Source organism: Saccharopolyspora sp. NPDC000995, from assembly GCF_053599315.1.
The window spans coordinates 1-25,597 of the sequence record NZ_JBSFLZ010000077.1 but is presented as its reverse complement, the minus strand read 5'-3'; the positions used below and the strand labels follow the sequence as shown (position 1 = coordinate 25,597).

Here is a 25,597-nt window from a genome sequence, read left to right as displayed (position 1 = left end):
GTCAGATCCTGTTCCGTTCGATCAGCCGCCGCGCGATCAGGAGCTGCTGGATCTCGTTTGTGCCCTCACCCAGGATCAGCAACGGGGCGTCGCGGTAAAGCCGTTCGACGATGTACTCCTGCGAGTAGCCGTACCCGCCGTGGATCCGCATCGCCTCCAGCACCGACTTCTGAGCGGCCTCGGTCGCGAAGAACTTCGCCATCCCTGCCTCCAAGTCGGCCCGCTCGCCGCATGCCTTCTTCCGGGCCGCGTCGAGCACCATCAGCTCGGCCGCGCGCAGCTCGGTGCCCATCTGCGCGATCTTGAGCTGGATGGCCTGGTGCGAGCTGATGAGCTTGCCGAACGCCTCCCGCTGCTGGGCGTATTTCACCGCGGTCTCGAACGCACAGGTCGCGATGCCGAGGGCACGTGCGGCGACGTTCACACGGCCCAGTTCGACCGCCGCCATGAAGTACTTGAAGCCCTGGCCGATACCGTCCGTACCGCCGAGCACGGAGGCAGCCGGGGTGCGGAAGCCCTCGAACACCAGCTCGGTCGACTCGACGCCCTTGTAGCCGAGTTTCTTCAGCTGCGGCGGGACGGTCAGACCGGGCTGGTGCGCGACGCCGGGCTCCTTCTCCACGATGAACGCCGTCATGCCGCGGTGGCGGGGCTCCGCGTCTGGATCGGTGACCGCCAGCAACATGACCATTCCTGCGCGTAAACCGTTGGTGGACCACATCTTCTGACCATCTACAATGTATTCATTGCCGTCGCGGCGCGCCCGGGTACGGATCGCCTGCACGTCGGAGCCCGCATGTGCCTCGGTCATTGAGTACGCCGAGCGCAGCTCCCCGGCCGCCATCCGCGGCAGGAACTTCGCCTTCTGCTCTCCAGTGCCGAAGTTCTCGATCATCCAGGCGGCCATGAAATGCGTGTTGATCACCCCGGACAACGAGATCCAGCCTCGCGACAGCTCCTTGACCACGAGCGCGTACGTGACGAAGTCCAGCCCGAGGCCACCGTAGGACTCGGGAATGGTGATCCCGAACAACCCCATCTCGCGCAGCGTCTCGACCATCGTCTCCGGGAACTCGTCGCCGTGGTCCAGCCGTGACGCGTTCGGCAGCACGTCACGGTCGACGAACTCCCGGACCAGCGCCAGGATGTCCCGCTGTTCGGTGGTCAGGTCGGTCATGCTCGGCCCTCTCGTTTCGGTGTGGCGCGGACGAGGGCGCAGTAGACCTCGCCGTCGCGGACGTCGACCCGGTAGGTGGGCACGCGTCCACGAAGGACACCGCCGACGCTCTCCCCCGTGTCGACGCGGAATTCGTAGGCGTGCCAAGGACATTGGATGACCATGCCATCCTCGCCGTATACGTACTGGTCCGGCGCCGACGGCAGCATCGTCCCGGTGACGTATCCGGAGCACATGGGCCCGCCCTGGTGCGGGCACCGGTCGCCGATGGCGAACACCCCGGCTTCGGTGCGGATGACGCCGACCGTGCGGCCGGCCACCTCCACCTTGTGCACCTTTCGCAGCGGAAGCTCCGCCAGCCGTCCGATGTGGTACTCGGTCATCGGGCACCCACTTCCGCGCCGACGAGAGCCGCGCCGTTCGCCATGAGCCGCCGCGCCCAGTCCTCGTCGAGCACGCGCTGGATCTCCGCCGGGGTGTCCCCGCCGAACGGCGCGTGCGAGCCGAACACGAGCCGTCGGCGATGGGTGTCCGTCAGGCCAGGTTCCCATTCCCTGCGGGCGGCGGCCTCGGCGATCGGGTAGGTCGTGAACCACATGTTCGTCGCGACGCGCTCACTCGGTGGGCTCGTCACCCAAGGCACGTCGTGTCGGAACGTGCGCCACTCCCGGTCGATCCGCCACAGCAGCGACGGCAGCCAGGTGAAGCCGAAACCGCTGAAAAGCACCTGCAGTCCGGGGAAACGAGCGAACGCTCCCTCGAAGGTCAGGCTCGCGATACTCGACTCTGCGAGATGCGGCATCAGCGTCAGCCGGGCGAATGCGCTGCTGTGCGCGCCACCGGAAAGTGCTGCGGCGCCGAGGTAGTTGCCTTCGACCCCGGAGTAGTGGATCACGAGCGGAAGCCCGGTTTCGGTGCAGGCGGCGTAGATCGGGTCCCAGGTGCGAGAACCGAGTGTCTCAGGCACGAGCGGCAGCGCTACCCCGCCGGCTTTGCCGTTCGCCGCGCTGCGCCGGATCTCGGTGGCCGACCACTGCGCGTCATGCGGGCTGACCACGACCACGGGCCGGCTCGTTCCGGAGGCCCAATGGTCTTCGCCGTAGGAGTTGAGCGCGGCCAGGAAGGTCGTGGCGGCGACGCGGTCCGCCCAGCCGTTCACCGCCAGACCCTGATGGGGCAACACCAGAGCGAACTCGTCCCCGGAGGGCGCATACGGTTCCGGCTCGTCGTGCCGGAACTGTTCGGCCACCCGGACATGGTTCAGCCCGAGGTTCACCGAGGAGAGCCATTCGTCGCGCTCGAAATGTCTCCGCCAGTCGTGCGTCATATACGGGAACAATTCGGTGTAGCGGTGGACGGCCGCGTGGCGATCACAGTCGACGATCATGCGGCGGTTCCCTTGACAGAGCGGAGGATCTTGGCGCCGAAGGTGGCGACGGCGTTCTGGTAGCACACCCGGTCTCGCATTTCCGGTGGGATCCGTTTGAGGATGAAACCGGGATCGTCGGTGTCGTAGTGCGGGTAGTCCGAGCTGAACAGCAGCATCTCGTCGATATGCGGGATCGTGAACAGCGACCTCAGCTCGGTGGCCGTCTCCGGCTCGTCGAGCGGCTGGGTGGTGAATGTGAAGTGCTCCACCACGTATTCGCTGGGGCGTCTGCGCACCAGTGGCGCCGCGCTCGGATCCCGTTCCCACAGGTGGTCCATCCGGGCCAGCAGGCTGGACAGCCAGCTGAACCCCCATTCGACCATGACGATCCGCAGCGCGGGAAACCGTTCCAGCGCACCGCCGGCGATCATGTCGACCACGTTTGCGGCGCCGACCTGGGTGAGCACCGCGTGGCGTTCCCCGTAGGAACGCGGCACTCCACCCGCGACCGTCTGAGACGTGACGTAGCACCCCTCACTGCCGCTCTGGTGCAGCACTATCGGCAGTTCCAGCTCGCAGGCCGCCTCGTAGACGGGGTCGAACCAGCGCGAGCCCAGCATTTGCTCGCGCAGGAGCAGCTGGATGCCGACGACGCCCGGCTCCCGCCCGCGCCGGCGGATCTCGTCCGCCGCCGCGTACGGGTCGTGGGGCGCGATGGTGATCGCTAGGGCGTACCGGTCGTCGTGCGCGACCCAGGTGTCGAGGAAGTACGCGTTCGCCGCCGAGCAGAAGGCCGCGGCCGCCTCCGCGTCGCCCCAGGCCGTGACGCCGTACGGCTCCTGGGGAAGCAGCAGGGCAGTTGCGATGCCGTAGGGCGCGATGTGGTGGGTGAGCGTGAATTCCCGGTCGGAGCCCGCCGGGCCGCCGGATTCGGGCAGCGCGTCGATCCGGTACGTGCGGTTGGGGTGGTTGTACCGATCGCGGGCGCGGGCGTAGGTCCGGATCCCGCGGGTCTCGAACCGCCTGCGCGAGGACGGCGACAGGTACGGCAGCACGTCGCCGACGTTTTTGATGAGCGGGTGGACGTCGCAGTCGACGATCGGCGGGATCGTGCCCGGTTCCTGGGCCACGGCAGTCATCTCGGTTCTCCCAGCTCTGGCGGTTCCGAATATTTATACGTATAGTACGGACCAATTTGACGAAGAGGCAAGAGGTAGTGATGACAACGGAGCACGCGATCGACGCATCGCGGCTGCTCGCCGGACGCACGCGGGCCGTCGTCCTGGCGGCGATGTGGCCGCAACAGCCGGACGGTCTCCTCGCCGCGGTCATCGACGCGGCCCGAGCTGCCGACATCGGGTTGACGGTGCTTTTCGCCGATCTGACCGGTTCGCTCGCCTTTCTCGACGAAGCCGCCGAGCACGACGTGCTCGAAGGCCGCCTGCAGCTGGTGTCCGTGGCCGGAGCGATCCCGAAACGCTGGAGCCCGCATATCGACTACCTGCCCCAGTCGCTGTGGGATGTCGATCGGCTCATCGGCACCGGAGAGATCCCGGTCGACATCCTCCTCGCCCGGGTTGTGGCCACCGCGAAACCGGAGCACGTCGCGCTCGGCGGTATGGTCGGGTACACGCCGGCCGCGCTTCGCACCGGGTGCAAGGTCGGGCTGGAAGTGGTCCCAGGGCACACGTTCGCCGGGCCCGAACCGGTTCCGCTCGACCGGGCGGACGCGGTCGTGCACGGTCCGGCGAGCACACCCCGCCGCACGATCCGGTTCAGCGCCGAGCAGGAGACGATCGGGCACGCGGTCGCAAGCCTCGTCCCGGACGGGGCGACGGTCCAGCTGGGACTGGGCGCCGTGCCGGAGGCGGTCATCCCGCACCTGCGGACGAAGCGGGACCTCGGCGTGCATTCGGGCATCCTGTCCGCGGGTATCCGCGAGCTCATCGCGGCCGGAGTCGTGACCGGCCACCGGAAAACGGCGGAGCCGGGATGGCACGTGGCCACCGGCGTCCTCGACTGGCCGGCGCACCAGTGCCCCGGTCTCGCCCTCCAGCCAGTCGCCCAGACGCACGCGCCGGACCGGCTGCTCGCACAGGAACGGCTGTGGGCGGTCAACTCCGCGTTCGAGATCGACCTGGCCGGGCAGACGAACGCCGAGTTCACCGGTGGGGTGCGTGTGGCCTCCGGCGGCGGGCAGGCCGATTTCGTCCGGGCCGCGCACGCGAGCCCGGGCGGCGCCGCCGTGCTCGCCCTGCCCTCACGCACCCGGCAAGGACGGAGCCGCATCGTCGCCTGCCTGCCCGCCCCGCACATCCCGACCTCACCGGGCGCTGAGATCGACGTCGTGGTGACCGAACACGGCACCGCCTGGCTCCGCGGCCGGACGGCACGCGAGAAAGCGGCCGCGCTGATCGCCGTGGCCCATCCGGCCGACCGCCCCGCGCTGTCAGCAGCTGTTGCCCACCCGCTCCCGGAACGGAACCATTGCAGTTCATGAGCATAAATCGACCTGAATGGCAGACCATCGCCGTCACCGCACGGGACGGCATCACCGAGCTCCGGGTCCACACCGGCGGCGGGCCGCTCGTGTGGAGCGCGACCACCCATCGCGAACTGGCCGAGGCATTCGCCTGGGTGGGCGCCGACCACGGCACGAAGGTCGTGCTGATCACCGGCACCGGAGATCGGTACTGCACTGAGCTGGACGTCACTAGTTTCACCGGGGTCGGCTGGGACCGAATCTGGTGGGAGGGCCGCCGGATGCTCAAGAACCTCGACGATATCGAGGTTCCGGTCATCAGCGCGGTGCACGGGCCGGTGACCATCCACTCGGAAATCCCCGTGATGGCCGACATCGTGCTCGCGAGCACCACTGCGGAGTTCGCGGACCGGGCGCATTTCGCCAGCCGTGACACCGTTCCCGGCGACGGCGTGAACCTCGTGTGGGGCGAGCTACTCGGGCCGACTCGTGCGAAGTACTGGCTACTCACCGGTGCCACGATCGACGCGGAGGAGGGGCGGCGCATCGGGTTCATCAATGAGGTGCTTCCGGCGGACGAGCTACTGCCGCGCGCCTGGGAGCTGGCGCGGGAGCTGGCCGCACGCGAACTGGCCGTGCTGCGGTACGCGAAAGCGGCCGCGAGCATCGGGTTCCGCCGGAACTTCGGCGAAGGCCTCAGCCACGGGCTTGGGGTCGAAGGCTGCGCCCACTGGCATCTCGGCGGGCTCAAGGCCGGGCAGGTTTCGCACGAGAAAGAAGCAGGGACATGACAGACATCAACCACGTCGGCGTCACTGTCGGCGATATCGACGCGGCGGTGCGGTGGTACACCTCGGTGCTCGGCCTTGAGCTCCTGGCCGGGCCGATGCACTGCGACACCACGACGACCGGCGCCGGGCGACGTGCCGACGTGTTCGGAACCCGGTGGGGTGCGATGAAACTCGCCCACCTGGGCACGTCGAACGGCGGCGGCGTCGAGCTATTCCAGTTCCTCGATCCGCCGGTGCGCGAGCCCGACGACAATTTCGCCTACTGGCGGATCGGCCCGCACCACATCGCGTTGACCGTGCCCGACTTCGACAGCACGATCCAGCGCATCGTCTCCTCGGGCGGGCGGCAGCGGACCGCGGTGCACGATGTCCACAGTGGATCATTGGTGTGCTACTGCGAGGACCCCTGGGGCAACATCGTCGAGATCGTGAGCACGAGCTACCGGACGCTGTCGACCGCGACCACGAAGTGAACAGGAGAGCCTGGATGAGCAGGGAAGAATTCGAGGATGGCTGGCTCGAACTGGACGGCCTGAAGATCCACTACACGGAGTGGGGTTCGCCGTCCGCGCCGCCGGTGCTGATGTTGCACGGGCTCAATGTGCAGTGTCATACCTGGGATCCGGTAGCGCGCGTGCTCGCCCGCGACTACCGCGTCGTCTGCATGGACATGCGCGGCCACGGAGACAGCGACTGGTCTCGCGCGGGCTACCGCGTGCACTCGATGGCGCGCGACGTGCACGGTCTGATCGACGCGCTCGCGCTGGCACCGGTGCGCCTGGTCGGTCACTCGGCGGGCGTGCGGGTCGCGATCGCGGTCGCCGGGGAAAAGCCGGAAACAGTGCACAGTCTCGCGCTGTCGGATGCCGGGCCGGCGAACTCGAAGTCCGGCGCGATCGCGATGCGCGATTTCATCACTGCCACGACGAACCTCCGCGGTTTCCGCAGCGAGGCCGAGGCACGGGAGTTCTACCTCGGCTGGCATCCCGAGTGGCAGCCGGAGTTCATCGATCTGCACATCCGGTACCAGCTGCGGCGCAACTGGGCGGGCAAGCTCGTGCCCAAGGCCGACCCGGACATCCAGTGGATCACCGGATCGGCGAGCCTGCCCGACGTCGCCTACCTGTGGCAGATGTCGGAGAAGCTCACCATGCCGACTCTGCTGATGGTCGGCAAGCGCAGCAACGTTCTCGACGAAGAAGTCGTCGAGAAGATGCTGGCGACCATGCCGAACGCGGACGCCTGCTGGTTCGACACCGGCCACTACGTGCCACGCGAACGTCCGGACGAGTTCACCGACGTACTGCGGAAGTTCCTGCGGGAGGAGGCATGAGCGACGGCCGCCGTGAGTACGCGCGGATGCGCAGCCTGCTCGAAGTGCCCATCCTGACCGAGAAGTACTGGTCGAAGGTGCCCACCGTCGCGGCCGACGGCATCCTCATTGACCTGGAGGATTCGGCGGCACCGAACACCAAGGAACTGGTGCGCGAGCGCATCGTCGAGGCACTCGCCGAGCCGGAATACTTCGGAGACCGGACGATCATCGTGCGGGTCAATAACCTGGCGACGCTGTGGGGCCGCGACGACCTCGCCGCGCTCGCGGATGCGCCCGGCGATTTCCTCGTCTGCTACCCGAAGATCGAGACCGCGGACGAGTTGACCGAGGCGCGCGGCTTGCTGGAGCGCTCAGGCAACCGGCACGGCCTGCACGTCATGATCGAGACCGCCCGCGCAATGATCGAACTGGACCGGATCGCGAGCGCCGACGCAGTGGCGGGCCTGCACTTCGGCTACGTCGACTACGCCGCCGACGTCGGCTCCCGCCCGTTCGCCGAGTCCGGCGACGACCTGTGGGCGCCGGCGAACCATTACGCACGAACGAAGATCGCGGTCGCTGCCGCGGCGTACGGGCTGTTCTGCACCGGCGGCACGCTCATCCCGGAGTACCGCGATCTCGCCAAGGTGCGCGCGTTCGTCCGCGGCTGGCGGGACCTGGGCTATACCGCGCTCATCGCGATCTCCCCGGCACACCTGGACATCGTCAACGAGGCGATGTCGCCGAGCCCGGACGAGATCGAGCACGCTCGCGAGGTCTGCCGCACCTACGAGACGGCGCTGGCCCAGAACGAGCCAGCGGCGGTGCTCGACGGGAAGGTCATCACCAACCCCGACTACCGCGTGGCGGGACTGGTGCTGGCGCGGGCAGGAGTATCCTAGATGGACAGTGGACTGACCGCGCAGCTTGCCGGCCGGATCGGCGCCATTATTCGTGGCGACGTCACGGATGCAGCGATCGAGGCGGCGCGCAGCCGCCTTTTTCACGCGCTGGGCGTCTCCCTGCGCAGCAGCACCCTTCCCCCGGCCAGCGTCGCGTGGCAAGCCGTGCAGCCCTCGGCCGGGCCGTGCACCGTCATCGCCCGGCAGGAGGGTGTCACCGCCGATGACGCAGCCTTCGTCAACGGCGTCATCGGGCACAGCAGCCTGCAGGAGGACTGCGGGCCGGGCGGGTTACGGGACGGGAGTCACCCGGGCACGTACGTCATCCCGGCCGCCCTGGCCGCCGCCGAGCGAGCCGGTGCGAGCGGGCAGCGGTTCCTGCTCGCGCTGATCGCCGGATACGAGGCGGTGGGCCGGATCGGGCTGGTCGCGCCGCCGGAGATCGTGAGCCGCCGGTTCCGACCGCTCGCCGTGATGGGTCCGTTCGGCGCGGCTGCGGCCGCGGCGGCCGTCGAAGGCAGCACCGACGACCAGATCGGCGCCGCGCTCGACGTGGCGGCCACCATGGCCGGGGGCACGACGCAGGGCATCTTCGACGGAACCATGGAGCCGTACGCGCAGGCGGGCATCGCGGCGCGCAACGGCCTGCTTGCCGCGCGACTGGGCCGGGCCGGGACCCACACTTCGCGTGCGAGTCTTGAGGGCGAGTTCGGGTTCTTCCAGACCTTCGGCGGTCTCGTGCCGCCGGCCGGTGATCTGGGCGAGCATTCGGATGACTACGCGATCACGCGCCTGGGCACCAAACCCTTCGCGGCGTGCCTGCAGAACCAGCTCACGATCGGGCTCATCGTCGCCGGGGTACCCGGCGGGCTGCCGGCCGAGGGGATCGAGGGCGTCACCGTGTGCAGACCACGCAAGGGCACCCACGGTCTTGACAGCCCAGGGGTTTCCCGGGAACCTCCCTTCGGCAACATGCTGTCCGCGCAGATGTCGGCACGGTTCACCGCGGCCGCCGCCGTGCTCGGCCAGGCCGTCGACGACCCGGCCTACTACCAGGCCGCGTTTGCAGACGAGGACGTCGTCGCCGTCGCCAAACGTGTGGACCTGGTTCCGGCCGAAGACGATTCGGTCACCGTCGAGATCCGGGTCACCGGAAGGCCACCGATCGTGCTTGCGCACAAAACCGGCATCGGCGAGCTGTTGTTCCCGTCTGCCACCGAGATCAGAGAGCGGTTTCTCCGGCGGGCCGAGCCTCTGCTCGGCAGCGAGACCGCGCGCGTCGCGCGGCTCATCGACAAGCTGGAAAGTCTTGCGGATCTCCGAGAACTGACCCTCGCGCTGCGCGCACCCAGCGCCTGAGCGCGGGTTCTCGGGCCGGAGTGGCCATTGCGTCTCCGCCAATTTATGCGCATAATATGTATCGACAAGAACGTTAGGTCGGGAGGAACCAAGTGAGCACGAGTACCGGCGCACTGGCGGGACTGAAGGTCGTCGAATTCGCGCACGTGATCGCGGGCCCGCTCGCCGGCACCCTGCTCGCGGACCTCGGCGCGACCGTGGTGCACGTCGAGGACCCGGGCAACGGCGACCCGCAGCGCGGCGCCGGACCGGCCCGGGACGGGACACACCTGTGGTGGAAGGTCGCCGCACGCAACAAGCGCTCGGTCACCCTGAACCTGCGGACCGAGCAGGGGCGCGCCGTCGCCCGCGAACTCGCCGAGTGGGCCGACGTCGTCATCACGAACTTCCGGGTGTCCACATTGGAGAAGTGGGGTCTCGACTACGCGTCCCTCAACGCGATCAACCCGCGGCTGATCGTCCTGCAGGTCACCGGGTTCGGCGCGACCTCGACCAAACGAAACGACCCCGGGTTCGGCAAGGTCGGCGAGGCGATGAGCGGGGTCGTGCACCTGACGGGTTTTCCCGACGGACCGCCCGTGCACACCGGGTTCTCGCACGGCGACTCGGTCACCGGGCTGATGGGTGCCTACGCGATCATGGCGGCGCTGTACCGGCGCGACGCCGATCCCGGCTTCGCCGGCGAGTGGATCGACCTTGCACTCTACGACGGGCTGTTCCGCCTCATCGAATGGCAGGTCATCTTCCACGACCAGCTCGGCGAACCACCGATGCGCGTCGGCAACAAGCTGGCCGCGGCACCGGCCGCGGTGATCAACACCTACCAGACCAGCGACGGGCGCTGGCTGACCGTGACCTCCGGGACGCCGCGCAGCGTCTCCAAGGTCGCCGAACTGGTCGGGGAACCGTCCGAGGAGTACGCGACCCGTGCCGACCAGGCACGCAACGCCGACCGCCTGGACGGGCTGGTGCGCGACTGGATCGCCGAGCGGCCACTGGAGGAATGCCTGCGGGTCATGCACAAGCTTGAGGTGGTCGCCTCGCCGATCTACACCGTCGAGGACATCCTCGCCGACGAAACCTTCCGCGAGCGGGAGAACATCGTCACGGTCGAGGACCCCGATCTCGGCAAGGTGCGGATGCAGAACGTGGTGCCGCGGTTGACGAACCACGCCGGCTCGGTCTGGCGCACCGCGCCCGCGCTCGGCGAAGACAACGCTCTCGTCTACCGCGACTACCTGGGCAAGAGCGATGACGAACTCACGGCTCTCCAGCAGGCCGGGCACATCTGAGGCCGGCCATCGGCGCTGGAGGTTCGCGTGACGTCATCCATCCGGCGATCGGGATCGACGTGCTGCATTCCGTGGTCTTCTACATGGCTTTCTCCTACGCGGGCAAGTTCATCAAGACCAGCGGGCACCTGTCGTCCGCTGTCGCCTTCGGCGCGACCATCGCCACCTCGTGGGCCTGGCCGCCACTCGTGCCGCTGAGCCCCGCCGACTGCACACGGAGGTGTCCCGAACCGATGGTTTTCGATCCGATCCTTTCGTATAGTTATCTGAGATCAATGCCCCGCTGGAGGCCCCAATGACGGTGTCCGAACCCCAGTCGGCCACAGGTGTTTCCAACTATCATTGGCCGTTCGAGCGGAAGCGGGGCTGCCCGCTGGATCCGCCCCCGGCGCTGGCCGAGATCCGGGAGGCCGAGCCGGTTACCCGCGTGACCCTGTGGAACGGCGAGCCGGCCTGGCTCGCGACCCGCTACCACGATGTCCGGGCGTTGCTCGGCGACGCGAAGCGGCTGAGTTCCGACACCTCGCGCGAAGGGTTCCCGCAGTCGAGCGAGACGGCGGTGGCCCAGCGCGGCGGGCAGAAGAACTTCGTGCGGATGGACCCGCCGAACCACGACCGGCACCGGCTGATGCTGACGGCCGACTTCGCGGTCAAGCAGGTCCGCGCGCTCAAGCCGTTCATGGATTCCATGCTGGAGCAGTGCTTCACGGACATGGAGGCCTCGGCTAAACCGGTCGACCTCGTCAAAAAGCTCGCGCAACCCGTGCCAGCCAACGTGATCGTGAAGATTCTCGACCTGCCGCCGGAGCTGAGCGACTTCTTCCTCGACCGGGTCAACCGCTGGATGAGTCTGGACAGCACGCCGGAGGAGTCCAGCGCCGCCGGCGCCGACGCGCTCGACTACTTCGACCGGCTCATCGAAGAACGCAGGGACGGTCGCGGCGAGGACTTGGTTTCGCGGCTGGTGCGCAACCACCTGCTGACCGGCGAGATCACCCGGCTGGAACTGCAGCACATGCTGCACCTGTTGCTGGTCGGCGGGTTCGACACGACCGCGAACATGATCGCGCTTGGCACGCTCACCCTGCTCGAACACCCCGAGCAGCTGGCCCGGATCCAGGAGGATCCCGAGCTGGTGCCGGGTGCTGTCGAGGAGCTGCTGCGCTACCTGTCGGTGGCGCATCACGTCGGGTTCCGCCTCGCCGTCGATGAGGTGGAGGTCGGCGGCCGGTGCATCCACGCAGGTGACGGGGTGGTCGCGCCGATCATGGCGGCGAACCGGGACCCGGCGGTGTTCGTCGAGCCCGACCGGTTCGACGTCCGCCGCGACGCCCGGGGGCATCTGGCGTTCGGGTACGGCGTGCACCAGTGCCTCGGGCAGGCACTGGCCCGCGTGGAGCTGCAGGCGGTCTTCAGTCGGCTGTTCCGACGTTTTCCCGGTTTGCGGCTCGCAGTACCGGTCGAGGAGCTGCGATTCAAAAACGCACTCATCTATGGGGTCGAGGAACTCCCTGTCACCTGGTGACACCCCGCGACGAAGCGAAGGACGACGAAATGACAGGCACGCAGATCGAAGTTTTCCACGAGCGCTGCATGGGCGCAGGCAACTGCGCGGAGGTGGCCCCGGACTACTTCGACCAGAGCGACGCCGACGGCACGGTCGTGCTGCGGCGCGACTCGTTCGACCCGGCCGACCGCGAGGTCGTGGACCGGGCAATCGAGATTTGTCCCGTGGCCGCGCTCGGCTACGCGGACAAGGCGCCCGGGCACTGAATGCCACCGGTAACGGCCCGGACAGCTCCGGTGCGAGAGTGCTCGCCGCACTGGCGCTCGCGGTACTGTCTTTCGCCCTGACCCAGGGCGCGGCGGTCCCGGCGCTCCCGCCCATCGCCACGCAGTTCGGCATCAGCCTCTCCGCGGCCACCTGGGCATTGTCGGGCAACCTCGCGGTCGCCGGCATCTGCCTGCCGCTGCTGGGCAGGCTCGGCGACATCCACGGCCGGCGGCCGGTGCTGCTGTTCGCGCTCGCGCTTGTCGTGCTGGGCGGGATTTTCGCCGGAACCATCGACGAGTTCGGCATTGTGCTACTCGGCCGGGTGATCCAGGGCGCGGGCGGCGGGGTGTTCTCGCTGTGTTTCGGTCTCGCCCGCGAAGTCCTCCCGGCGCGAGAGCGGGCGCGCGGAGTGGGCATTCTCGCGTCCTTCACCGGAATCGGTGGTGCGCTCGGGCTTCCAGTCGGCGGGGCGCTCATCGACGCGTCGTCGTACCAGTGCCTTTTCCTTACCACGGCAGCGCTTTCGGCACTCGCCTTGCTCGGCGTGCTGGCCTGCCTGCCGCGCGCCGGCGCGCGGAGCCCGTCCCGGCTCGACCTTCCCGGTATGGCCGCGCTGACCGCCGTCGTGACGTTTTCGGTGCTGGCGCTGGGACGCGCCGGTGATTCCGGCTGGCGCGATCCCCTGACGCTGGGGTTGGCGGGGGCCGCGGTTGTGGCGCTGGCGGCGCTGGCCTGGGCCGAGCATCGCGCTCCGGCCCCGTTTCTCGACATCCGGACCGCCCGGATCGTCCGGGTTGCACTGACGAACCTGGTCACTTTCCTGGTGGGTGCCGGAAACTTCGCGGTGATGGTGATCGTGACGGAGTACGCCCAGGCCGGTGGCGCGGGCCTGGGCGTCTCGGCGACGCGCGCCGGCCTCCTGCTCGTCCCAGGCTCGCTGCTCATGGTCGGTGTGGGCGTCGTGTCGGGACGGGTCACCCGGCGTCTCGGTCACGGGTTGTTCTTGCTCGGTGGCACGGCGACCACTACCGCCGGCCTGGCCTCGCTCACGGTGTGGCACTCGACCCAGCCGGAGGTCGCGCTGGGCGTCCTGGTGGCGTTCGCGGGCGTGGCCGCCGCACAGGCCGCGGTGAGCAACCTGATCATCGACGCGGTGCCCGCGGCGCGGACCGGCGAAGCATCCGGCCTCAATGGACTGTTCCGGGTCGTCGGCGCGGCGACTGGGGCGCAGCTCGCCGTCGCGGCGCTGGCCGGTGCAGGCGGCAGCGGGTTCGTCACCGCGCCCGAGATCACCCGCACGTTCGGCCTGTTCACGATCCTGACCATGCCCGCGGTGGCCGTCGCGGTGTGGCTGGTACGCCGTACCGCTGCGCGCCGAGTGGATCCACTGGACGGCAATATTACGGAATGGTAACGGGCCCTGGACTTGCTCGCTCGACGGGCCAATTATTGCGCATAGTATGGATAAATACGTTCGTCCGCGCACTCGCTGGAAGAACGGGCTCCCTCCGACATCCGATGGTCTGCCGCGGTTACCCGCCAGCCACCGAGAAGAGAGGTCGATGTGAAAACAGGAACTGTCCGAGGTTCGGGGGGACCGAAAGCGCGGCTGCGCTGGGCCGCCGCTGCCGTGGCCGCCTGCGCTGTCCTCGCGGCGTGCGCCGGCCCCGCCGACCAGGCGAGGTCCGGAGGCACCCCCGCGGACGCAGCGGCGGCCAAGCAGGTCGTCGACAAGTACACCGCCGCGCCCACGACCATCACGCAGACGACCGGTCTCACCGGCCTTGTACCCGCGGGCAAGAAGATCGTCTTCGCCAACAGCGGGCTGCCAGCCACCCAACTGATCGCGGGCGGGGTGCAGGAGGCGGCGACGGCACTCGGCTACGGCTACCAGAGCGTTTCCTACGACAGCGGCAATCCCGCGACGCTGCAGGCTGCCTTACGCACGGCGCTCGCGAGCAAACCCGACGCGGTCATCATCGCCGGCAACGCGCCCGCGACGTTCGGCGAAGCAACGCTGCAGGCCTACCGCGACGCGGGTGTCCCGCTCGTCGTCGGCTCGGTCTGCCCGAACGACACCAAGGCGCCGGTCGTCGCAGGCGCGGCAGGGTGCGAGCTGGAGGAGGCCACCGGCCGGGCGTTCGCCGACTGGTTCATCGCCGACTCCGGGGGCAAGGGCAAGGCACTGTTCACCAACGTGAAAGCCATCCCGTCGCTGGCTGCGTTCGTCAACGCCTTCTCGGCCGAGGCGTCCGCGAAATGCGCCGAGTGCGAGGTGGACATCCTCGAGGCGACGCTCAACCAGGTGTCGGAGAACCAGATCGTCCCGAGTGCGGTGAACAAGTTGCGGACCGATCCGTCCTACAACTACCTGTTTTTCGACAACGCACAGTGGTCCAAGGGAATCCTGCCCGCGCTCAAGGCCGCGGGGCACCAGGACGTGAAGGTCGGAGGGCGGTCGCTGGACGAGGGCGCGCTCAATGCGCTGCATGACGGCACGGAGTCCGCGTGGACCGCCTTGGCGTACAACGTGATCGGTTACGGCGACATGGACGCCGCGCTACGCGCGATCGCCAAGGAGCCGGCGGCGGTCGTGGTCCCGCCGTTCCAGATCGTGACGCCGCAGAACGCCAAGGACGTCACCGCGCCGTACCGGTACCCGACCGACGCTCTGAAGCAGTACCTGAAGCTCTGGAAGGTCGGCTGAGCGTGGGACCGCGGGTGAGCGACACCGACGTCGCACCGGCACTGCACATCGACGGCGTGGCCAAGTCCTTCCACGGCAGGACCGTGCTGCACCCGTTCGAGCTGCGGATCGCGCCAGGCGAGATCCACGCGCTGCTCGGCCAGAACGGTTCGGGCAAGTCGACGCTGATCAAGGTGCTGTCCGGGTTCCACCAGCCTGATTCCGGCGGAACCGTGCTGGTGGCCGGGCAGCCGTTGCCGCCCGGCTCGGCCGAGTCCGCCCACCGGCTAGGGCTCCGGTTCGTCCATCAGGATCTGGGCCTCGTCGATGCGAGCTCCATTGTGGACAACCTGCTGTTCGGGCACGGCTTCCCCACCCGGTTCGGGACCGTGCGGGCGGCCGCGGCCAGGCGGCGGTGTGCCGCGGCGCTGCACGCGGTCGGGCTCGATCTCGACCCGGGTGTGCCCGTCGCGGCGCTGACCCCGGCCCAGCGCACGGGTGTCGCCGTGGCCCGGGCGATGTTCGCGAGCGACGAACGTGCCCGCGTACTCGTCCTGGACGAGCCCACGGCGACGTTGCCCGCGGAAGAGGTAGACCATCTGCACGGGACGTTGCGGCGAGCGGCCGGGCAGGGGGTCGCGATCCTTTACGTCACACACTTTCTCGACGAGGTGTACCGGCTCGCGGACGCGGTCAGCGTGCTGCGCGACGGTTATCTCGTCACGACCTCGGCGGTCGAGGAGATCGAACGGCCGAAGCTGGTGCACCACCTGGTCGGCGGCGAACTCGAAGGTGTGCGCCGGGAAGCCCGCCGGCCGGCGCCCGGCCACGGCGCATCCTTCGTGGTCCGCGACCTGCGCGCCGGCCGTATCCGCGGGGTGGACCTCGGCGCCGCGAGCGGCGAGATCCTCGGTGTGTACGGGTTGACCGGTTCCGGCCGGGAGTCCCTGCTGGCGGCCGTTTTTGGTGCCACCACGAGGGAATCGGGGCATGTTCTGCTGGCGGGCCGGGAGATCCGGCCATCGCCGGGCGGCTCGATCGCCGCAGGGATCGGCTACCTGCCACCGGACCGGAAGGTCAGCGGCGGCTGCCTGGCCCTGCCCGCCGCGGAGAACCTGACACTCCCTAGTCTGCGGACGTTCTGGGCCCGCGGGTGGCTGTCCAAGCGCGGCGAGTCGGCCGAGGTGCGCGACTGGTTCGGGCGACTGCAGGTGCGGCCGGGTGACGGTATCCGGCTGCCGCTGAGCAGTTTCAGCGGCGGGAACCAGCAGAAGGTGCTGCTCGGCAAGTGGCTCCGGCTCGAACCGAAGGTGCTGTTGCTGGACGAACCCACGCAGGGTGTCGACGTGGGCGCGAAAGCCGAGCTCCACCGGCAGATCCTGAAGGCGGCCGAGTCCGGTGCGGTCGTCGTCGTCAGCTCGACCGACGTCGAGGAGCTGGCGACGCTGTGCGACCGGGTGCTGGTGATGCGCGACGGCGTGGTCGCCGAGGATCTGTGCGGCGACGACGTCACCGAACGAGAGATCAACCGCAGCTCCCACCAAGCCGTGACTTCGAGTTCAGGGACGGAAAGATGACCAGCAGGGGATTCACGCTCGGCTTCGACCGGTTCAGCGGCCTCTATCTGTGGGCCCTGCTTATTGCCGTGTTCTCGCTGGCGGCGCCGGCGACGTTCCCGACGATGTCGACGGTGCACCTGCTCGCCTCGACCCAGGCCGTCGCGGGCGTCATCGCGCTCGGGCTGCTGGTCGCGATGGCCGCCGGCCAGTTCGACGTGTCCGTCGGGGCGACCGCGAACCTGGCCGGCATCATCGCAGTCATCGTGCAGTTCAAGGGGATCATGGGCGCCGTGCCCGCGACGCTGCTCGGGATTGCCGCCGGGATCGCCGTCGGCTTCGTCAACGGCTTCATCGTGGTGAAGCTGAAGGTGAACTCTTTCGTCGGCACGCTCGGTATGGGCTCGGTCCTCGCGGCGCTTCTCGTCGTCGTCACCGGCAACGAGGAGCCGTTGCCCGTGGACTCCGCGTTCTTCAACGGCATGACACAGAACGACGTCTTCGGTTTCCAGTACGTGGTCGTCTACCTGATCATCCTGGCCCTCGTGCTGTGGTGGGTGCTGGAGAAGACCCCGGCCGGCCGCTACATCTACGCCACCGGAAGCAATCCGGAGGCGGCCCGGCTGTCCGGAGTCGCAGTCGACAAATGGTCCTGGATCGCGCTCACCGCCTCCGGCGGGATTTGCGGTCTCGGCGGTGTGCTGTTCGTGTCGCTGACCGGGCCGTCGCTCGGCTTCGGCAACTCGCTGCTGCTGCCGGCGTTCGCCGCGGTGTTCCTCGGATCCACCCAGCTGACGCCGGGCAAGCGCAACGTGTGGGGCACGTTGCTGGCGATCTTCGTGATCGCGACTGGCGTCCAGGGCCTGCAGTTGGTGTCCGGGGCGCAGTGGGTCGCCGCGCTGTTCAACGGGCTCGCCCTGATCGCGGCCGTTGCGCTGGCCGCCCGCGAGCGGCGCGCGCTGCCCGGCCGGGCTGCCCGACGCCTCTCTCGTGTCCGGGAGACACCCCCGAACCCGGCCGAACCGGTCGCGATGGCACGAAAGGACTGAGCATGTCTCTCGAAGTTCCGGAAATCATCCGAGATGGCCGCCTGCGCGACCGCACGGTCATCGTTACCGGCGGTGGTTCGAGCGGGGACATGGCGGGCACCGGTGCGGCCATCTGCGTGCTGTTCGCGGTTAAGGGCGCCAATGTGGTGATCCTCGACCGCGACCAGGACCGGGCGGCGCACACCCTCGCAGCGGTCGAGGCCGAGGGAGCCGAAGCGACCGTCGTCGCCGCCGACATCACCGATGGTGCGCAGTGCCGGGCCGCGGCCGAGCAGGCGCAGCGTACCTACGGCGGTGTCGATGTGCTTGTGAACAACGCCGCCATCGCGCCGCCCGAGCAGGACGCGGACGAGGCGTTGTGGGACGCGATCGTGACGCTGAACCTGAAGGCCGCCAAGCTCATGTCCGACGCGGTGCTGCCCTCCATGCGGCAGCGGGGGCGTGGGTCCATTGTGAACATCAGCTCGATCGCGGCGTACGAGGCGGGTGGTGGCCAGGCGTACTCTGCGGCCAAAGCCGGGCTGGACGGCCTGGGCCGTGCGATGGCGTTTCACGAGGGGCCGCAGGGGATCCGGGTCAACAACGTCGCACCCGGCCACGTCGCGATCCCGATGGGGCTGGGTTTCCGCGGCTGGGACAACGATCTCGCGGCGGGCCGGGCCACCCGGATCCGGCGCGCGCGAGCGACGATGCTCGGCACCGAGGGCACCGGATGGGATGTCGCCTATGCGGCCTTGTTTTTCGCCAGCGACGAGTCCCGCTACGTGACGGCGACTAGCCTGCCCGTCGACGGCGGCACCACCGCGGTGTTCCCCATCATGATGTGGTCCCAGCTAGCGAACATAGAAGACGCCGGGTAGCCGCCGTCAGGACCAGGTGATGCGGGTAGCGGGGAAGCTCGGCGCGGTGTCCCGGATCTTGCCGAGGTAGTAGTTCATGTGCTCGCGCATGAGGTCCTCGGCACGGTCCGCGTCACCGGCGAGGATCGCCTCCCCGATCTCGCGGTGCTCCAGCCGGATGCTCGGGTCGGTCGTCACCCGGGCGACCCCACCGCCCACGATCGGCCCGGTGTAGAGCTCCTTCAGCGCGGTCGCCACCAGGTCCAGCACGCGGTTGCCGGACATGGTCGAGATAACGTAATGGAACTCGTTCGCCGCTTCGATATAGTTGTGGTCGCCGCCCGCGACCGCTTCCTCTGCGGCCAGCGCGGCCTCGAGTCGAGCAGAACGGTCCGGAGACAGGTTCTCGGCTGCCAGCCTGGCCACGTGCGGCTCGATGAACAGCCGCGTGTGCGCCAGTTCTTCGATCGTCGCGCCGCGCAGGCTGAGGTACAGCGACAGGGTACGGGCGACGTACCGCGGGTCGACGGCCACGATCACCGGTCCGCCCTTCGGGCCGGTCACCAGGCTGATGAGCCCATGCACCTCTAGCAACCGCAGCGCTTCGCGCACCGAACCCCGCCCGACGCCGAAGTATTCGGACATGACGGCCTCATTCGGCAGGCGGTCGCCGGGGCCGAGCCCACGCTCGATGATGTCATTGACCAGTGCGCTCGCGATGCGCTCGGATACCTTGGAGCCACGCGAGAGGGCGCCGGCCGAAAACGCGAGCTCGGCCAATGGCGGTGCCGGCGTCTCGGGGGCGGCCGGCTTCCGGCCCTTTCCCCCGCCAGCGCGTTGGTCCATGGTTTTCTTAGCCATGAATAGCATGGTACCGAAGACCGATCCTGTCGTGGCTGCACGGACGGGAGATCCCTGTCGCTATCTAATTATGCGGATAGTAGATATAGTTGAGCCGTCGTCGAGGAGGTTTGACCGTGAGTGAACTGACCGGGAAGGTTGCCATCGTCACCGGCGCCGCCCAGGGGCTCGGGGTGGGGATCGCCCATGCACTGCGCGCAGCGGGTGCGCGCCTGGCCCTCGTCGATATCAATGGCGACGGCCTGGCCGCGGCAGCGGAAGAGGTCGCCGGGAGGGAGCCGGGAAGCGTCGGGCATTTCGTCACCGACCTCGCGGACGCCGATCAGGTGCACCGTCTCCCGGAGCAGGTGATCGAACGGTTCGGCGCACTGGACATTCTCGTCAACAACGCCGGCGTGCGGTCGATCTCGCCGTTTCTCGTCCAGTCGCCGGCACAATGGCGGGCCACACTCGACGTCAACCTGACCGCGCCGTACCTGCTCTGCCAGGCCGTGATCCCGCACATGATCGAGCGCGGCGGCGGCAAGGTCGTCAACATCACCTCCACCGCGGCCACCCTGGGGTTCAAGAACCGTTCGGCCTACAACGTGTCGAAGGCTGGGCTGGCGATGCTGACCAAGTCGATCGCGCTGGAACTGGCCGGATCCGGCATCAACTGCAACGCTGTTGCGCCCGGTGTGGTGCGAACCCCGTTGAACAGCAGCTACTTCGACGACGCGGAGTTCACCCGGGTCATCGTCGAGAACACGCCGGCGGAGACCTGGGGAAGTCCCGCCGATATCGGCTCGGCGGTGCGGTTCCTGTGCGGGCCCGCCGCGGATTTCGTCAACGGTGCCGAACTGCTCGTGGACGGCGGCTGGTGCACCGGCAAGGGGTATTGAGAGGAATCATGACCGTGCACGAGGCGGCCCTCGGCCGCTATTTCGAGGATTTCGTCATCGGCGACATCTACCAGCATCCGTTCGGCCGCACGATCGGTGAAGCAGACTGTAGCTGGTTCACGCTGTTGACGTGCAACACCAACCAGAACCACTTCAACGCGCACCTGGCCCAGCAGAACCCGGTGTCGGGCGGGCGGATCATCGTCAACTCCGGGCTGACCATCGCGGTCGTGCTGGGGCTGAGCGTGCTCGACATGAGCCAGAACGCCGTCGCGAACCTCGGCATCGACGACCTGAAGCTGACACATCCCGTGTACGTCGGCGACACGCTCTACGCCGAGAGTATCTGCACCGGGCTGCGGCCGAGCGCTTCGCGCCCCGGGTTCGGCATCGTGTCGATGCGCACGCGGGGGCTCAACCAGGACGGCGACGAGATCATGTCCTGGAACCGTGCGGCGCTCCTGCCCAGCCGGGAAAGTGGCGTCGGGCAAGGCTACTTCCCTGTCGCCAAGGTCGGTCCACTCTCGTTCCCGGTGACGCCGTTGACCACCATGTGAACGCATGTAAGAATCGTTCCAACCGATCCATCCGCATAATTTGCTAATCACAAGGGAGTGAGCAATGGGCGGACGCGTGGCCGGCAAGGTCGCAGTCATCACCGGCGCGGCGCGAGGGCAGGGGCGAAGCCACGCGGTCCGGCTCGCCGAGGAGGGCGCGGACATCATCGCGCTCGACGCCTGCACGAACTTCCCGACCGTCACCTACGACATGGCCAACGAAGCCGATCTCGAGCAGACCAGGAAAGAAGTCGAGGCTCTGGACCGGCACATCGTCACCGCCAAAGTCGACGTCCGCGACGCGGCCAGCCTGAAATCCGCGGTCGACGCGGGGGTCGCCCAGCTGGGCAGGCTCGACGTCGTCGTCGCGAACGCCGGTGTCGGCACCTGGCAGAACTGGAACGAAACCACCCCCGAGGTTTGGCAGGAGACGCTCGACATCAACCTCACCGGTGTCTGGAACACGATGGTCGCCGGCGCGCCACACCTAATCGACGCGGGCGGCGGATCGATCATCTGCACCAGCTCGACCGCGGGCCTGAAGGGCACCCCGTGGCTCGGACCCTATGTCGCGGCGAAGCACGGCGTCGTGGGCATCGTGAACATGATGGCCAACGAGCTGGCGAAACACAGTGTTCGCGTGAACTCCGTGCATCCAACCGGGGTGAACACCCCGTTCGTCACCGCCGGCATGGGCGACATGGACTACCTGATCGGGCGCGACCCCGACCTCGGCCCACTGTTCGTCAACTCCCTGCCAGTCGAACTGCTCGAGCCCCGTGACATCAGCAACGCGGTCCTGTTCCTCGCCTCCGACGAGGCCAAGTACGTGACGGGACTGCAGCTCAAAGTCGACGCCGGTAACTGCAACCGCTGACAACAACGAGGAGCCGGTATGAGTGTCGCGAAGACCGTTGAGATTCCCGCGGGCCACTTCGGCGAGCTATCGATCGGCGGCGGCTGGGTCACGCCCGCGACGAGTGAGACCTTCGACGTCGTGAATCCCGCGACGGAAGAGGTGATCGCCCGGGTCGCCGCACCATCCACTAAGGACGCGGATCGCGCCGTGGCCGCCGCCCGGCGAGCCTTCGATGAGGGGCCGTGGCCGTGGTTGGCCCCGGGCGAGCGGGCCGAGGCTGTCGTGCGCCTGTGCGACGCGTTCGAGCGCCGGCTGAGCGAGCTGAATCTCGCCTGGGCGCTCGAATCGGGCGCGCCACTGGCGCATGGTGAGCTGATGAACGACGGCGCCGGGGTGGCCGTGTGGCGGCACGCGGTCGGCTTGGCCCCGGACCTGCCGTGGGAGGAGGACCGCGGCGACGCCCTCGTGCGCCGCGAGCCGGTCGGCACCGTTCTGGCGGTGCTCACCTACAACGGACCGGTCGTGCTGATGGGGATGAAGGTCGTTCCCGCGCTTCTCGCCGGGTGCCCGGTGATCGTGAAGCACGCCCCCGAGTCCCAGTTGACCGCTCGGATCCTCGCGGATGCGGCACACGAGGCGGGCCTTCCCGAAGGTGTGCTGAGTTTCCTGCCCGCCAGCACCGAGGTCACCCAATACCTCGTCGGCCATGACGGTGTCGATCTCGTGACCGTCACCGGCGGTGTCTCGATCGGCGTCGACGTCGTCCAGCGCACGTCCAGCCGGCTCGCCCGCACGATCCTGGAACTGGGCGGCAAGTCACCAGCGATCCTGGCCGACGATGTCGACCTGGATGTCGTGATGGAGTCGCTCGCCGAGGGGGCGAGTTCCTTTCTGGGGCAGATTTGCGTGAGCCTGTCCCGGATCGTGGCCCCGCGCTCCCGGTACGACGAGGTCGTGGGTGCGCTGGCCAGCTACTATTCCGGGCTGCGGATCGGCGATCCGCTCGACCGCGATGTCCAAAGAGGACCACTCGCCGTCGAACGGGCGAGGCAGCGCACCGAGACGGTGGTCGAGACGGCACGCCAGGCAGGCGCCCGCGTCGTCGTGGGCGGGAAGCGGCCCGCTCATCTCGAGCAAGGCTGGTTCTACGAACCAACGCTGCTCGCCGACGTGTCGAACGACATGGCGGTCGCGCGCCAGGAGATCTTCGGCCCGGTCACGTCCGTGATCCCGTATGACGACATCGAAGACGCGGTACGGATCGCCAACGACACGCAATACGGCCTGGCCGCGTCCGTCTATGCCGCGTCGACCGGCGCCGCCCTCGACATCGCGCGCCGTATCCGCTCGGGAACCGTGGCGGTCAACACCGCTGGCATGTCCCTGACCCAGCCCTTCGGCGGCGTGCGCTGCTCGGGCTGGGGCCGCGAATGCGGGGCCGAAGGGATCCTGGAGTTCACCGACATCAAGCAGATCCTCGTGGCGGGTGGTGCGAGCTTCCTCCAAAGCAGCCTCGGGTAACCGGGGGTCTGTAACGGGAGCGGTGTTTCCGGAGCTGGTTGTTATTGATCGGGAACTCAGGGTTGTGATCTTCGTTGGTCTGGCATGTGCGCTGGTGTGCGGGACGCGCGGAGGTTATCGCCTGAGGCGCAGGAGGATCTGCGGCGCAGGGTGGTCGCGGCTTTTCCATGGCGGGACGTCCCGGGTCGAAGCGGCGAGGGTGTTCGCGGTGGCCCCGCGGTCGGTGCCCAGATGGGTGCAGGCGTGGCGAAAACAGTGTTCGAAGGGTCTTACCGGGTATCGTCGGGGCCGCAGGCCCGGCGAGCAGAAGGCATGGAGTGCCCGCCAGCAGCGCAAGCTGCGGTACGCGGTGGCCGAACACCCCAGCGGCGTTCGGGCTGGCCAGCCTGGTGTGGACCCCCAAGACGGTGGCCGAGCTGATCCGGGTGCGGCACGGCATCGTGTTGAGCCTGACCACAGTCGCAAGTGCCTGCACCCGCTTGCCAATCGCGATGTACAACGCCTCACCCGTGTGGTGTCCAGCAGCCGCTCTTCACCTGCCACACGTAGCCACACGGTCGCACGGGGACACCGGTATCCCGGCCGCGTTCGGTTGCATCAACTCCCTCACCACATCGGTGACTGAACCGTGCGTATGCCACAACGGCCGCGGCCGTTGTGTCTCCAGTTCGTCCAGGCGAAACCTCACCGCAACGGCGTCCGACGTCGAGGTCGCGCCGTAGATGTTCAGCGCGCCAGACGTTTTGAGAATCCCCTGCAACGTAGTCATGTTCGCCAGGTTCGGCAGGTAGACGAACACGAAGCCAGCGCGGCGGGTGTCCTCGATCGCTTCGATGTGCGGGCGGAGCCACACAGGCAGCGCTGCGAGCCCGGGCAGCATGTGCGCCGAAATGGTCATCGCGCCGATACCTCCCCTTGCCGCAACCGCGTTCGTGGACCGGCTGCCTGCCCATCGCACCCGCAAGTTCTCGTCCTCGCTCTACGAATTCCCGGCATGCCGCCAAGTCTGCTGGTGATCTGGCGGTCGCGGGACGGCGCACAAACGGGTTGTCAAGGGGAGGGTTGCGGGAGGATAACCCGGATCCTCATGCGTGACGACGATTACTCATTGTGCAAATATGGACCCGTTCGGCCCCGTCTAGGAGATCACCCGTGCCTGAGCCCAACGATCAACTTCGCAGCGCTCGTGAGCACTGCGAATCACCGAACGCAACAGGCGAACCGCTGTCGCGCCAGGAACTCGCCGACCTGGTCAACACGTGGGTCTACGAGCACACGAACCCGCCCCGCGTGATCGCGCTGGACGCGAACTACATCGGAAAACTGGAGCAGGGAAAGATCCGGTGGCCGCAGGACGACGACCGCCGTGCAGCACTACGCGCAGTACTCAATGCCCGTACCGATCAGGAGTTGGGGTTTCGACGTCCCCGCCGAAGTCGTTCTACGGTGGCAGACGTGGACCGTCAGCAATTTTTGCGTGCAGCCGTCGGCGCTGGCGCTGCAGCCGTAGTTGGCCAGTCGGTCGTTGACATGCTGGCCCCTACCGAGCCGACTCCAGTCCCAGCCGTCGTTGGCACGTCAGAGGTGGCCGACGTCCGTGCCGCCGCTCAAGCCTTCAGCGGTTGGGATGCGCGATACGGGGGTGGACTCGTCCGGGAAGCCGTGGCCGCGCAACTGCGCTATTCCGCGGAGCTTCTCAATGGGCGCTGCGTTTCAGGGGTTCGGAACGACTTTTTTCAGCCGTTGGATATCTAGCTCACGTCACGGGTTTCATGGCGTTTGATGCTTACGCCCACGAAGACGCTCGCCGCATGTTCCGCTTCGCGCTGGCGTGCGCCGAGGAGGCTGTGTTGTGGCGGGCGCCTTTGACCGCGCGGCTCAGCACTGCCCGTGCGGCTTTCACCGCGAGTCAACGCAAGCAAGCCGCGAAGGCCGCGTGGGAGTGCAGCCTGTGCGGCTGCGCTGGCGAGCGAGGAGTTCGCGCTGGCAGGCCGCGTGGACGAGGCGGGTGTGGTCACCGTCTGGTGAGCTGGGCCGTCCGTGGTGGGTGAGGTAGTTGGCGTTGATCGCCCGTCGGACGACGTGCTGCCACCACCGTTCCCATTCGTGGGGGGACTGCGGCGGTTGGTCGGCGGTCAGGATCGGTCCCCGGCAGATCGGGCAGGCGGCCGTCCTGCTTGGTGAGCAGGCGCAGCGTGTAGCTGTCCAGCGGGGTTTGATGCGCCGTCGCCGGTTCGCCGCCTTTCGGTTTCTTGAAGGCGACGGTGATGGTGCCGGATTCGCCTTCGTAGCCTAAATCGCCCAGGACGGGCAGGTCATCGCTGGTC

The 25,597-nt window shown here is 68.1% G+C and carries 26 protein-coding genes and 1 pseudogene; 20 read left to right on the top strand and 7 right to left on the bottom strand.

The window, feature by feature from the left end; genetic code table 11:
• Position 1 precedes the first annotated feature (1 nt).
• Genes ACWDKQ_RS23115 through ACWDKQ_RS23100 form a run of 4 tightly spaced genes read right to left on the bottom strand, consistent with a single transcriptional unit; the run spans position 2 to position 3,685 of the window.
• Positions 2–1,177: an acyl-CoA dehydrogenase family protein gene (locus ACWDKQ_RS23115; RefSeq protein ID WP_450140833.1), complete on the bottom strand. Its 1,176-nt coding sequence runs from the start codon at positions 1,175–1,177 to the stop codon at positions 2–4.
• Positions 1,174–1,560, bottom strand: a complete 387-nt coding sequence (locus tag ACWDKQ_RS23110) for a Rieske (2Fe-2S) protein (RefSeq protein WP_450140832.1) — start codon at positions 1,558–1,560, stop codon at positions 1,174–1,176. Before ACWDKQ_RS23110 ends, ACWDKQ_RS23115 begins: the two co-directional genes overlap by 4 nt.
• Positions 1,557–2,564, bottom strand: coding sequence for an amidohydrolase family protein (locus tag ACWDKQ_RS23105; protein WP_450140831.1), 1,008 nt, complete (start codon positions 2,562–2,564; stop codon positions 1,557–1,559). Before ACWDKQ_RS23105 ends, ACWDKQ_RS23110 begins: the two co-directional genes overlap by 4 nt.
• Positions 2,561–3,685 carry an amidohydrolase family protein gene (locus ACWDKQ_RS23100; RefSeq protein ID WP_450140830.1) on the bottom strand — a complete coding sequence of 375 codons (1,125 nt, stop codon included), beginning with the start codon at positions 3,683–3,685 and terminating at the stop codon, positions 2,561–2,563. The genes ACWDKQ_RS23105 and ACWDKQ_RS23100 overlap by 4 nt, the downstream gene beginning before the upstream one ends.
• An 80-nt stretch (positions 3,686–3,765) precedes the next feature.
• On the opposite strand from ACWDKQ_RS23100, the gene ACWDKQ_RS23095 reads away from it, so the two are divergent.
• The 14 genes from ACWDKQ_RS23095 (at position 3,766) to ACWDKQ_RS23030 (ending at position 18,612) form a co-directional block, all read left to right on the top strand.
• The gene (locus ACWDKQ_RS23095; RefSeq protein ID WP_450140829.1) at positions 3,766–5,046 is read left to right on the top strand and encodes an acetyl-CoA hydrolase/transferase C-terminal domain-containing protein; all 1,281 of its coding nucleotides are present in this window, start codon (positions 3,766–3,768) and stop codon (positions 5,044–5,046) included.
• Positions 5,043–5,819, top strand: a complete 777-nt coding sequence (locus tag ACWDKQ_RS23090) for an enoyl-CoA hydratase/isomerase family protein (RefSeq protein ID WP_450140828.1) — start codon at positions 5,043–5,045, stop codon at positions 5,817–5,819. Before ACWDKQ_RS23095 ends, ACWDKQ_RS23090 begins: the two co-directional genes overlap by 4 nt.
• The gene (locus tag ACWDKQ_RS23085) at positions 5,816–6,292 is read left to right on the top strand and encodes a VOC family protein (protein WP_450140827.1); all 477 of its coding nucleotides are present in this window, start codon (positions 5,816–5,818) and stop codon (positions 6,290–6,292) included. Before ACWDKQ_RS23090 ends, ACWDKQ_RS23085 begins: the two co-directional genes overlap by 4 nt.
• A gap of 14 nt (positions 6,293–6,306) precedes the next feature.
• Positions 6,307–7,152 carry an alpha/beta fold hydrolase gene (locus ACWDKQ_RS23080; RefSeq protein ID WP_450140826.1) on the top strand — a complete coding sequence of 282 codons (846 nt, stop codon included), beginning with the start codon at positions 6,307–6,309 and terminating at the stop codon, positions 7,150–7,152.
• The gene (locus ACWDKQ_RS23075) at positions 7,149–8,036 is read left to right on the top strand and encodes an HpcH/HpaI aldolase/citrate lyase family protein (RefSeq protein ID WP_450140825.1); all 888 of its coding nucleotides are present in this window, start codon (positions 7,149–7,151) and stop codon (positions 8,034–8,036) included. The genes ACWDKQ_RS23080 and ACWDKQ_RS23075 overlap by 4 nt, the downstream gene beginning before the upstream one ends.
• A complete protein-coding gene (locus tag ACWDKQ_RS23070) occupies positions 8,037–9,395 on the top strand; it encodes an MmgE/PrpD family protein (protein WP_450140824.1) in 1,359 nt (452 codons plus the stop codon).
• Positions 9,396–9,487: 92 nt separating this feature from the next.
• Positions 9,488–10,687: a CaiB/BaiF CoA transferase family protein gene (locus ACWDKQ_RS23065; RefSeq protein WP_450140823.1), complete on the top strand. Its 1,200-nt coding sequence runs from the start codon at positions 9,488–9,490 to the stop codon at positions 10,685–10,687.
• A 295-nt stretch (positions 10,688–10,982) separates the two neighbouring features.
• Positions 10,983–12,212 carry a cytochrome P450 gene (locus ACWDKQ_RS23060; protein ID WP_450140822.1) on the top strand — a complete coding sequence of 410 codons (1,230 nt, stop codon included), beginning with the start codon at positions 10,983–10,985 and terminating at the stop codon, positions 12,210–12,212.
• Positions 12,213–12,241: 29 nt separating this feature from the next.
• Positions 12,242–12,460, top strand: a complete 219-nt coding sequence (locus ACWDKQ_RS23055) for a ferredoxin (RefSeq protein ID WP_450140821.1) — start codon at positions 12,242–12,244, stop codon at positions 12,458–12,460.
• Between the two features lie 38 nt (positions 12,461–12,498).
• Entirely contained in the window at positions 12,499–13,875 is a 1,377-nt protein-coding gene (locus ACWDKQ_RS23050; RefSeq protein WP_450140820.1) for an MFS transporter, read from the top strand.
• A 150-nt stretch (positions 13,876–14,025) separates the two neighbouring features.
• Positions 14,026–15,168 (top strand): sugar ABC transporter substrate-binding protein, encoded by a 1,143-nt coding sequence (locus ACWDKQ_RS23045; RefSeq protein WP_450140819.1) that lies wholly within the window; start codon positions 14,026–14,028, stop codon positions 15,166–15,168.
• Between the two features lie 14 nt (positions 15,169–15,182).
• Positions 15,183–16,724, top strand: coding sequence for a sugar ABC transporter ATP-binding protein (locus tag ACWDKQ_RS23040; RefSeq protein WP_450140818.1), 1,542 nt, complete (start codon positions 15,183–15,185; stop codon positions 16,722–16,724).
• A complete protein-coding gene (locus tag ACWDKQ_RS23035) occupies positions 16,721–17,752 on the top strand; it encodes an ABC transporter permease (RefSeq protein WP_450140817.1) in 1,032 nt (343 codons plus the stop codon). Before ACWDKQ_RS23040 ends, ACWDKQ_RS23035 begins: the two co-directional genes overlap by 4 nt.
• Positions 17,753–17,754: 2 nt before the next feature.
• Entirely contained in the window at positions 17,755–18,612 is an 858-nt protein-coding gene (locus ACWDKQ_RS23030) for an SDR family NAD(P)-dependent oxidoreductase (protein WP_450140816.1), read from the top strand.
• A 6-nt stretch (positions 18,613–18,618) separates the two neighbouring features.
• On the opposite strand, the gene ACWDKQ_RS23025 is transcribed toward ACWDKQ_RS23030, so the two are convergent.
• Entirely contained in the window at positions 18,619–19,452 is an 834-nt protein-coding gene (locus tag ACWDKQ_RS23025) for a FadR/GntR family transcriptional regulator (protein ID WP_450140815.1), read from the bottom strand.
• A gap of 116 nt (positions 19,453–19,568) precedes the next feature.
• Here ACWDKQ_RS23025 and ACWDKQ_RS23020 point away from each other — a divergent pair, with 116 nt between their 5' ends.
• From ACWDKQ_RS23020 to ACWDKQ_RS23000, 5 genes are all read left to right on the top strand, one after another.
• Positions 19,569–20,333 carry an SDR family NAD(P)-dependent oxidoreductase gene (locus ACWDKQ_RS23020; protein WP_450140814.1) on the top strand — a complete coding sequence of 255 codons (765 nt, stop codon included), beginning with the start codon at positions 19,569–19,571 and terminating at the stop codon, positions 20,331–20,333.
• An 8-nt stretch (positions 20,334–20,341) separates the two neighbouring features.
• Complete coding sequence (locus ACWDKQ_RS23015) at positions 20,342–20,890, top strand: MaoC family dehydratase (RefSeq protein ID WP_450140813.1); 549 nt, start codon at positions 20,342–20,344, stop codon at positions 20,888–20,890.
• A gap of 64 nt (positions 20,891–20,954) precedes the next feature.
• Positions 20,955–21,767 carry a mycofactocin-coupled SDR family oxidoreductase gene (locus ACWDKQ_RS23010; protein WP_450140812.1) on the top strand — a complete coding sequence of 271 codons (813 nt, stop codon included), beginning with the start codon at positions 20,955–20,957 and terminating at the stop codon, positions 21,765–21,767.
• An 18-nt stretch (positions 21,768–21,785) separates the two neighbouring features.
• Positions 21,786–23,270 carry an aldehyde dehydrogenase family protein gene (locus ACWDKQ_RS23005; RefSeq protein ID WP_450140811.1) on the top strand — a complete coding sequence of 495 codons (1,485 nt, stop codon included), beginning with the start codon at positions 21,786–21,788 and terminating at the stop codon, positions 23,268–23,270.
• Positions 23,236–23,895 carry a helix-turn-helix domain-containing protein gene (locus ACWDKQ_RS23000; RefSeq protein ID WP_450140810.1) on the top strand — a complete coding sequence of 220 codons (660 nt, stop codon included), beginning with the start codon at positions 23,236–23,238 and terminating at the stop codon, positions 23,893–23,895. The genes ACWDKQ_RS23005 and ACWDKQ_RS23000 overlap by 35 nt, the downstream gene beginning before the upstream one ends.
• On the opposite strand, the gene ACWDKQ_RS22995 is transcribed toward ACWDKQ_RS23000, so the two are convergent.
• Positions 23,803–24,168: a hypothetical protein gene (locus tag ACWDKQ_RS22995; RefSeq protein ID WP_450140843.1), complete on the bottom strand. Its 366-nt coding sequence runs from the start codon at positions 24,166–24,168 to the stop codon at positions 23,803–23,805. The genes ACWDKQ_RS23000 and ACWDKQ_RS22995 overlap by 93 nt on opposite strands.
• 254 nt (positions 24,169–24,422) lie before the next feature.
• On the opposite strand from ACWDKQ_RS22995, the gene ACWDKQ_RS22990 reads away from it, so the two are divergent.
• On the top strand, positions 24,423–25,025 hold the full coding sequence (locus ACWDKQ_RS22990) for a hypothetical protein (protein WP_450140809.1): 603 nt from the start codon (positions 24,423–24,425) through the stop codon (positions 25,023–25,025).
• A 259-nt stretch (positions 25,026–25,284) separates the two neighbouring features.
• On the opposite strand, the pseudogene ACWDKQ_RS22985 reads toward ACWDKQ_RS22990, so the two are convergent.
• A pseudogene (locus ACWDKQ_RS22985) lies at positions 25,285–25,597 on the bottom strand (hypothetical protein); the annotation flags it as partial.

Excerpts from the sequence above, each read along its gene's own strand:
- ACWDKQ_RS23115 (WP_450140833.1), bottom strand. The coding sequence starts at position 1,177 with ATGACCGACCTGACCACCGAACAGCGGGACATCCTGGCGCTGGTCCGG.
- ACWDKQ_RS23110 (WP_450140832.1), bottom strand. The coding sequence starts at position 1,560 with ATGACCGAGTACCACATCGGACGGCTGGCGGAGCTTCCGCTGCGAAAG.
- ACWDKQ_RS23105 (WP_450140831.1), bottom strand. The coding sequence starts at position 2,564 with ATGATCGTCGACTGTGATCGCCACGCGGCCGTCCACCGCTACACCGAA.
- ACWDKQ_RS23100 (WP_450140830.1), bottom strand. The coding sequence starts at position 3,685 with ATGACTGCCGTGGCCCAGGAACCGGGCACGATCCCGCCGATCGTCGAC.
- ACWDKQ_RS23095 (WP_450140829.1), top strand. The coding sequence starts at position 3,766 with ATGACAACGGAGCACGCGATCGACGCATCGCGGCTGCTCGCCGGACGC.
- ACWDKQ_RS23090 (WP_450140828.1), top strand. The coding sequence starts at position 5,043 with ATGAGCATAAATCGACCTGAATGGCAGACCATCGCCGTCACCGCACGG.
- ACWDKQ_RS23085 (WP_450140827.1), top strand. The coding sequence starts at position 5,816 with ATGACAGACATCAACCACGTCGGCGTCACTGTCGGCGATATCGACGCG.
- ACWDKQ_RS23080 (WP_450140826.1), top strand. The coding sequence starts at position 6,307 with ATGAGCAGGGAAGAATTCGAGGATGGCTGGCTCGAACTGGACGGCCTG.
- ACWDKQ_RS23075 (WP_450140825.1), top strand. The coding sequence starts at position 7,149 with ATGAGCGACGGCCGCCGTGAGTACGCGCGGATGCGCAGCCTGCTCGAA.
- ACWDKQ_RS23070 (WP_450140824.1), top strand. The coding sequence starts at position 8,037 with ATGGACAGTGGACTGACCGCGCAGCTTGCCGGCCGGATCGGCGCCATT.
- ACWDKQ_RS23060 (WP_450140822.1), top strand. The coding sequence starts at position 10,983 with ATGACGGTGTCCGAACCCCAGTCGGCCACAGGTGTTTCCAACTATCAT.
- ACWDKQ_RS23055 (WP_450140821.1), top strand. The coding sequence starts at position 12,242 with ATGACAGGCACGCAGATCGAAGTTTTCCACGAGCGCTGCATGGGCGCA.
- ACWDKQ_RS23035 (WP_450140817.1), top strand. The coding sequence starts at position 16,721 with ATGACCAGCAGGGGATTCACGCTCGGCTTCGACCGGTTCAGCGGCCTC.
- ACWDKQ_RS23030 (WP_450140816.1), top strand. The coding sequence starts at position 17,755 with ATGTCTCTCGAAGTTCCGGAAATCATCCGAGATGGCCGCCTGCGCGAC.
- ACWDKQ_RS23025 (WP_450140815.1), bottom strand. The coding sequence starts at position 19,452 with ATGGCTAAGAAAACCATGGACCAACGCGCTGGCGGGGGAAAGGGCCGG.
- ACWDKQ_RS23015 (WP_450140813.1), top strand. The coding sequence starts at position 20,342 with ATGACCGTGCACGAGGCGGCCCTCGGCCGCTATTTCGAGGATTTCGTC.
- ACWDKQ_RS23010 (WP_450140812.1), top strand. The coding sequence starts at position 20,955 with ATGGGCGGACGCGTGGCCGGCAAGGTCGCAGTCATCACCGGCGCGGCG.
- ACWDKQ_RS23005 (WP_450140811.1), top strand. The coding sequence starts at position 21,786 with ATGAGTGTCGCGAAGACCGTTGAGATTCCCGCGGGCCACTTCGGCGAG.
- ACWDKQ_RS22995 (WP_450140843.1), bottom strand. The coding sequence starts at position 24,168 with ATGACCATTTCGGCGCACATGCTGCCCGGGCTCGCAGCGCTGCCTGTG.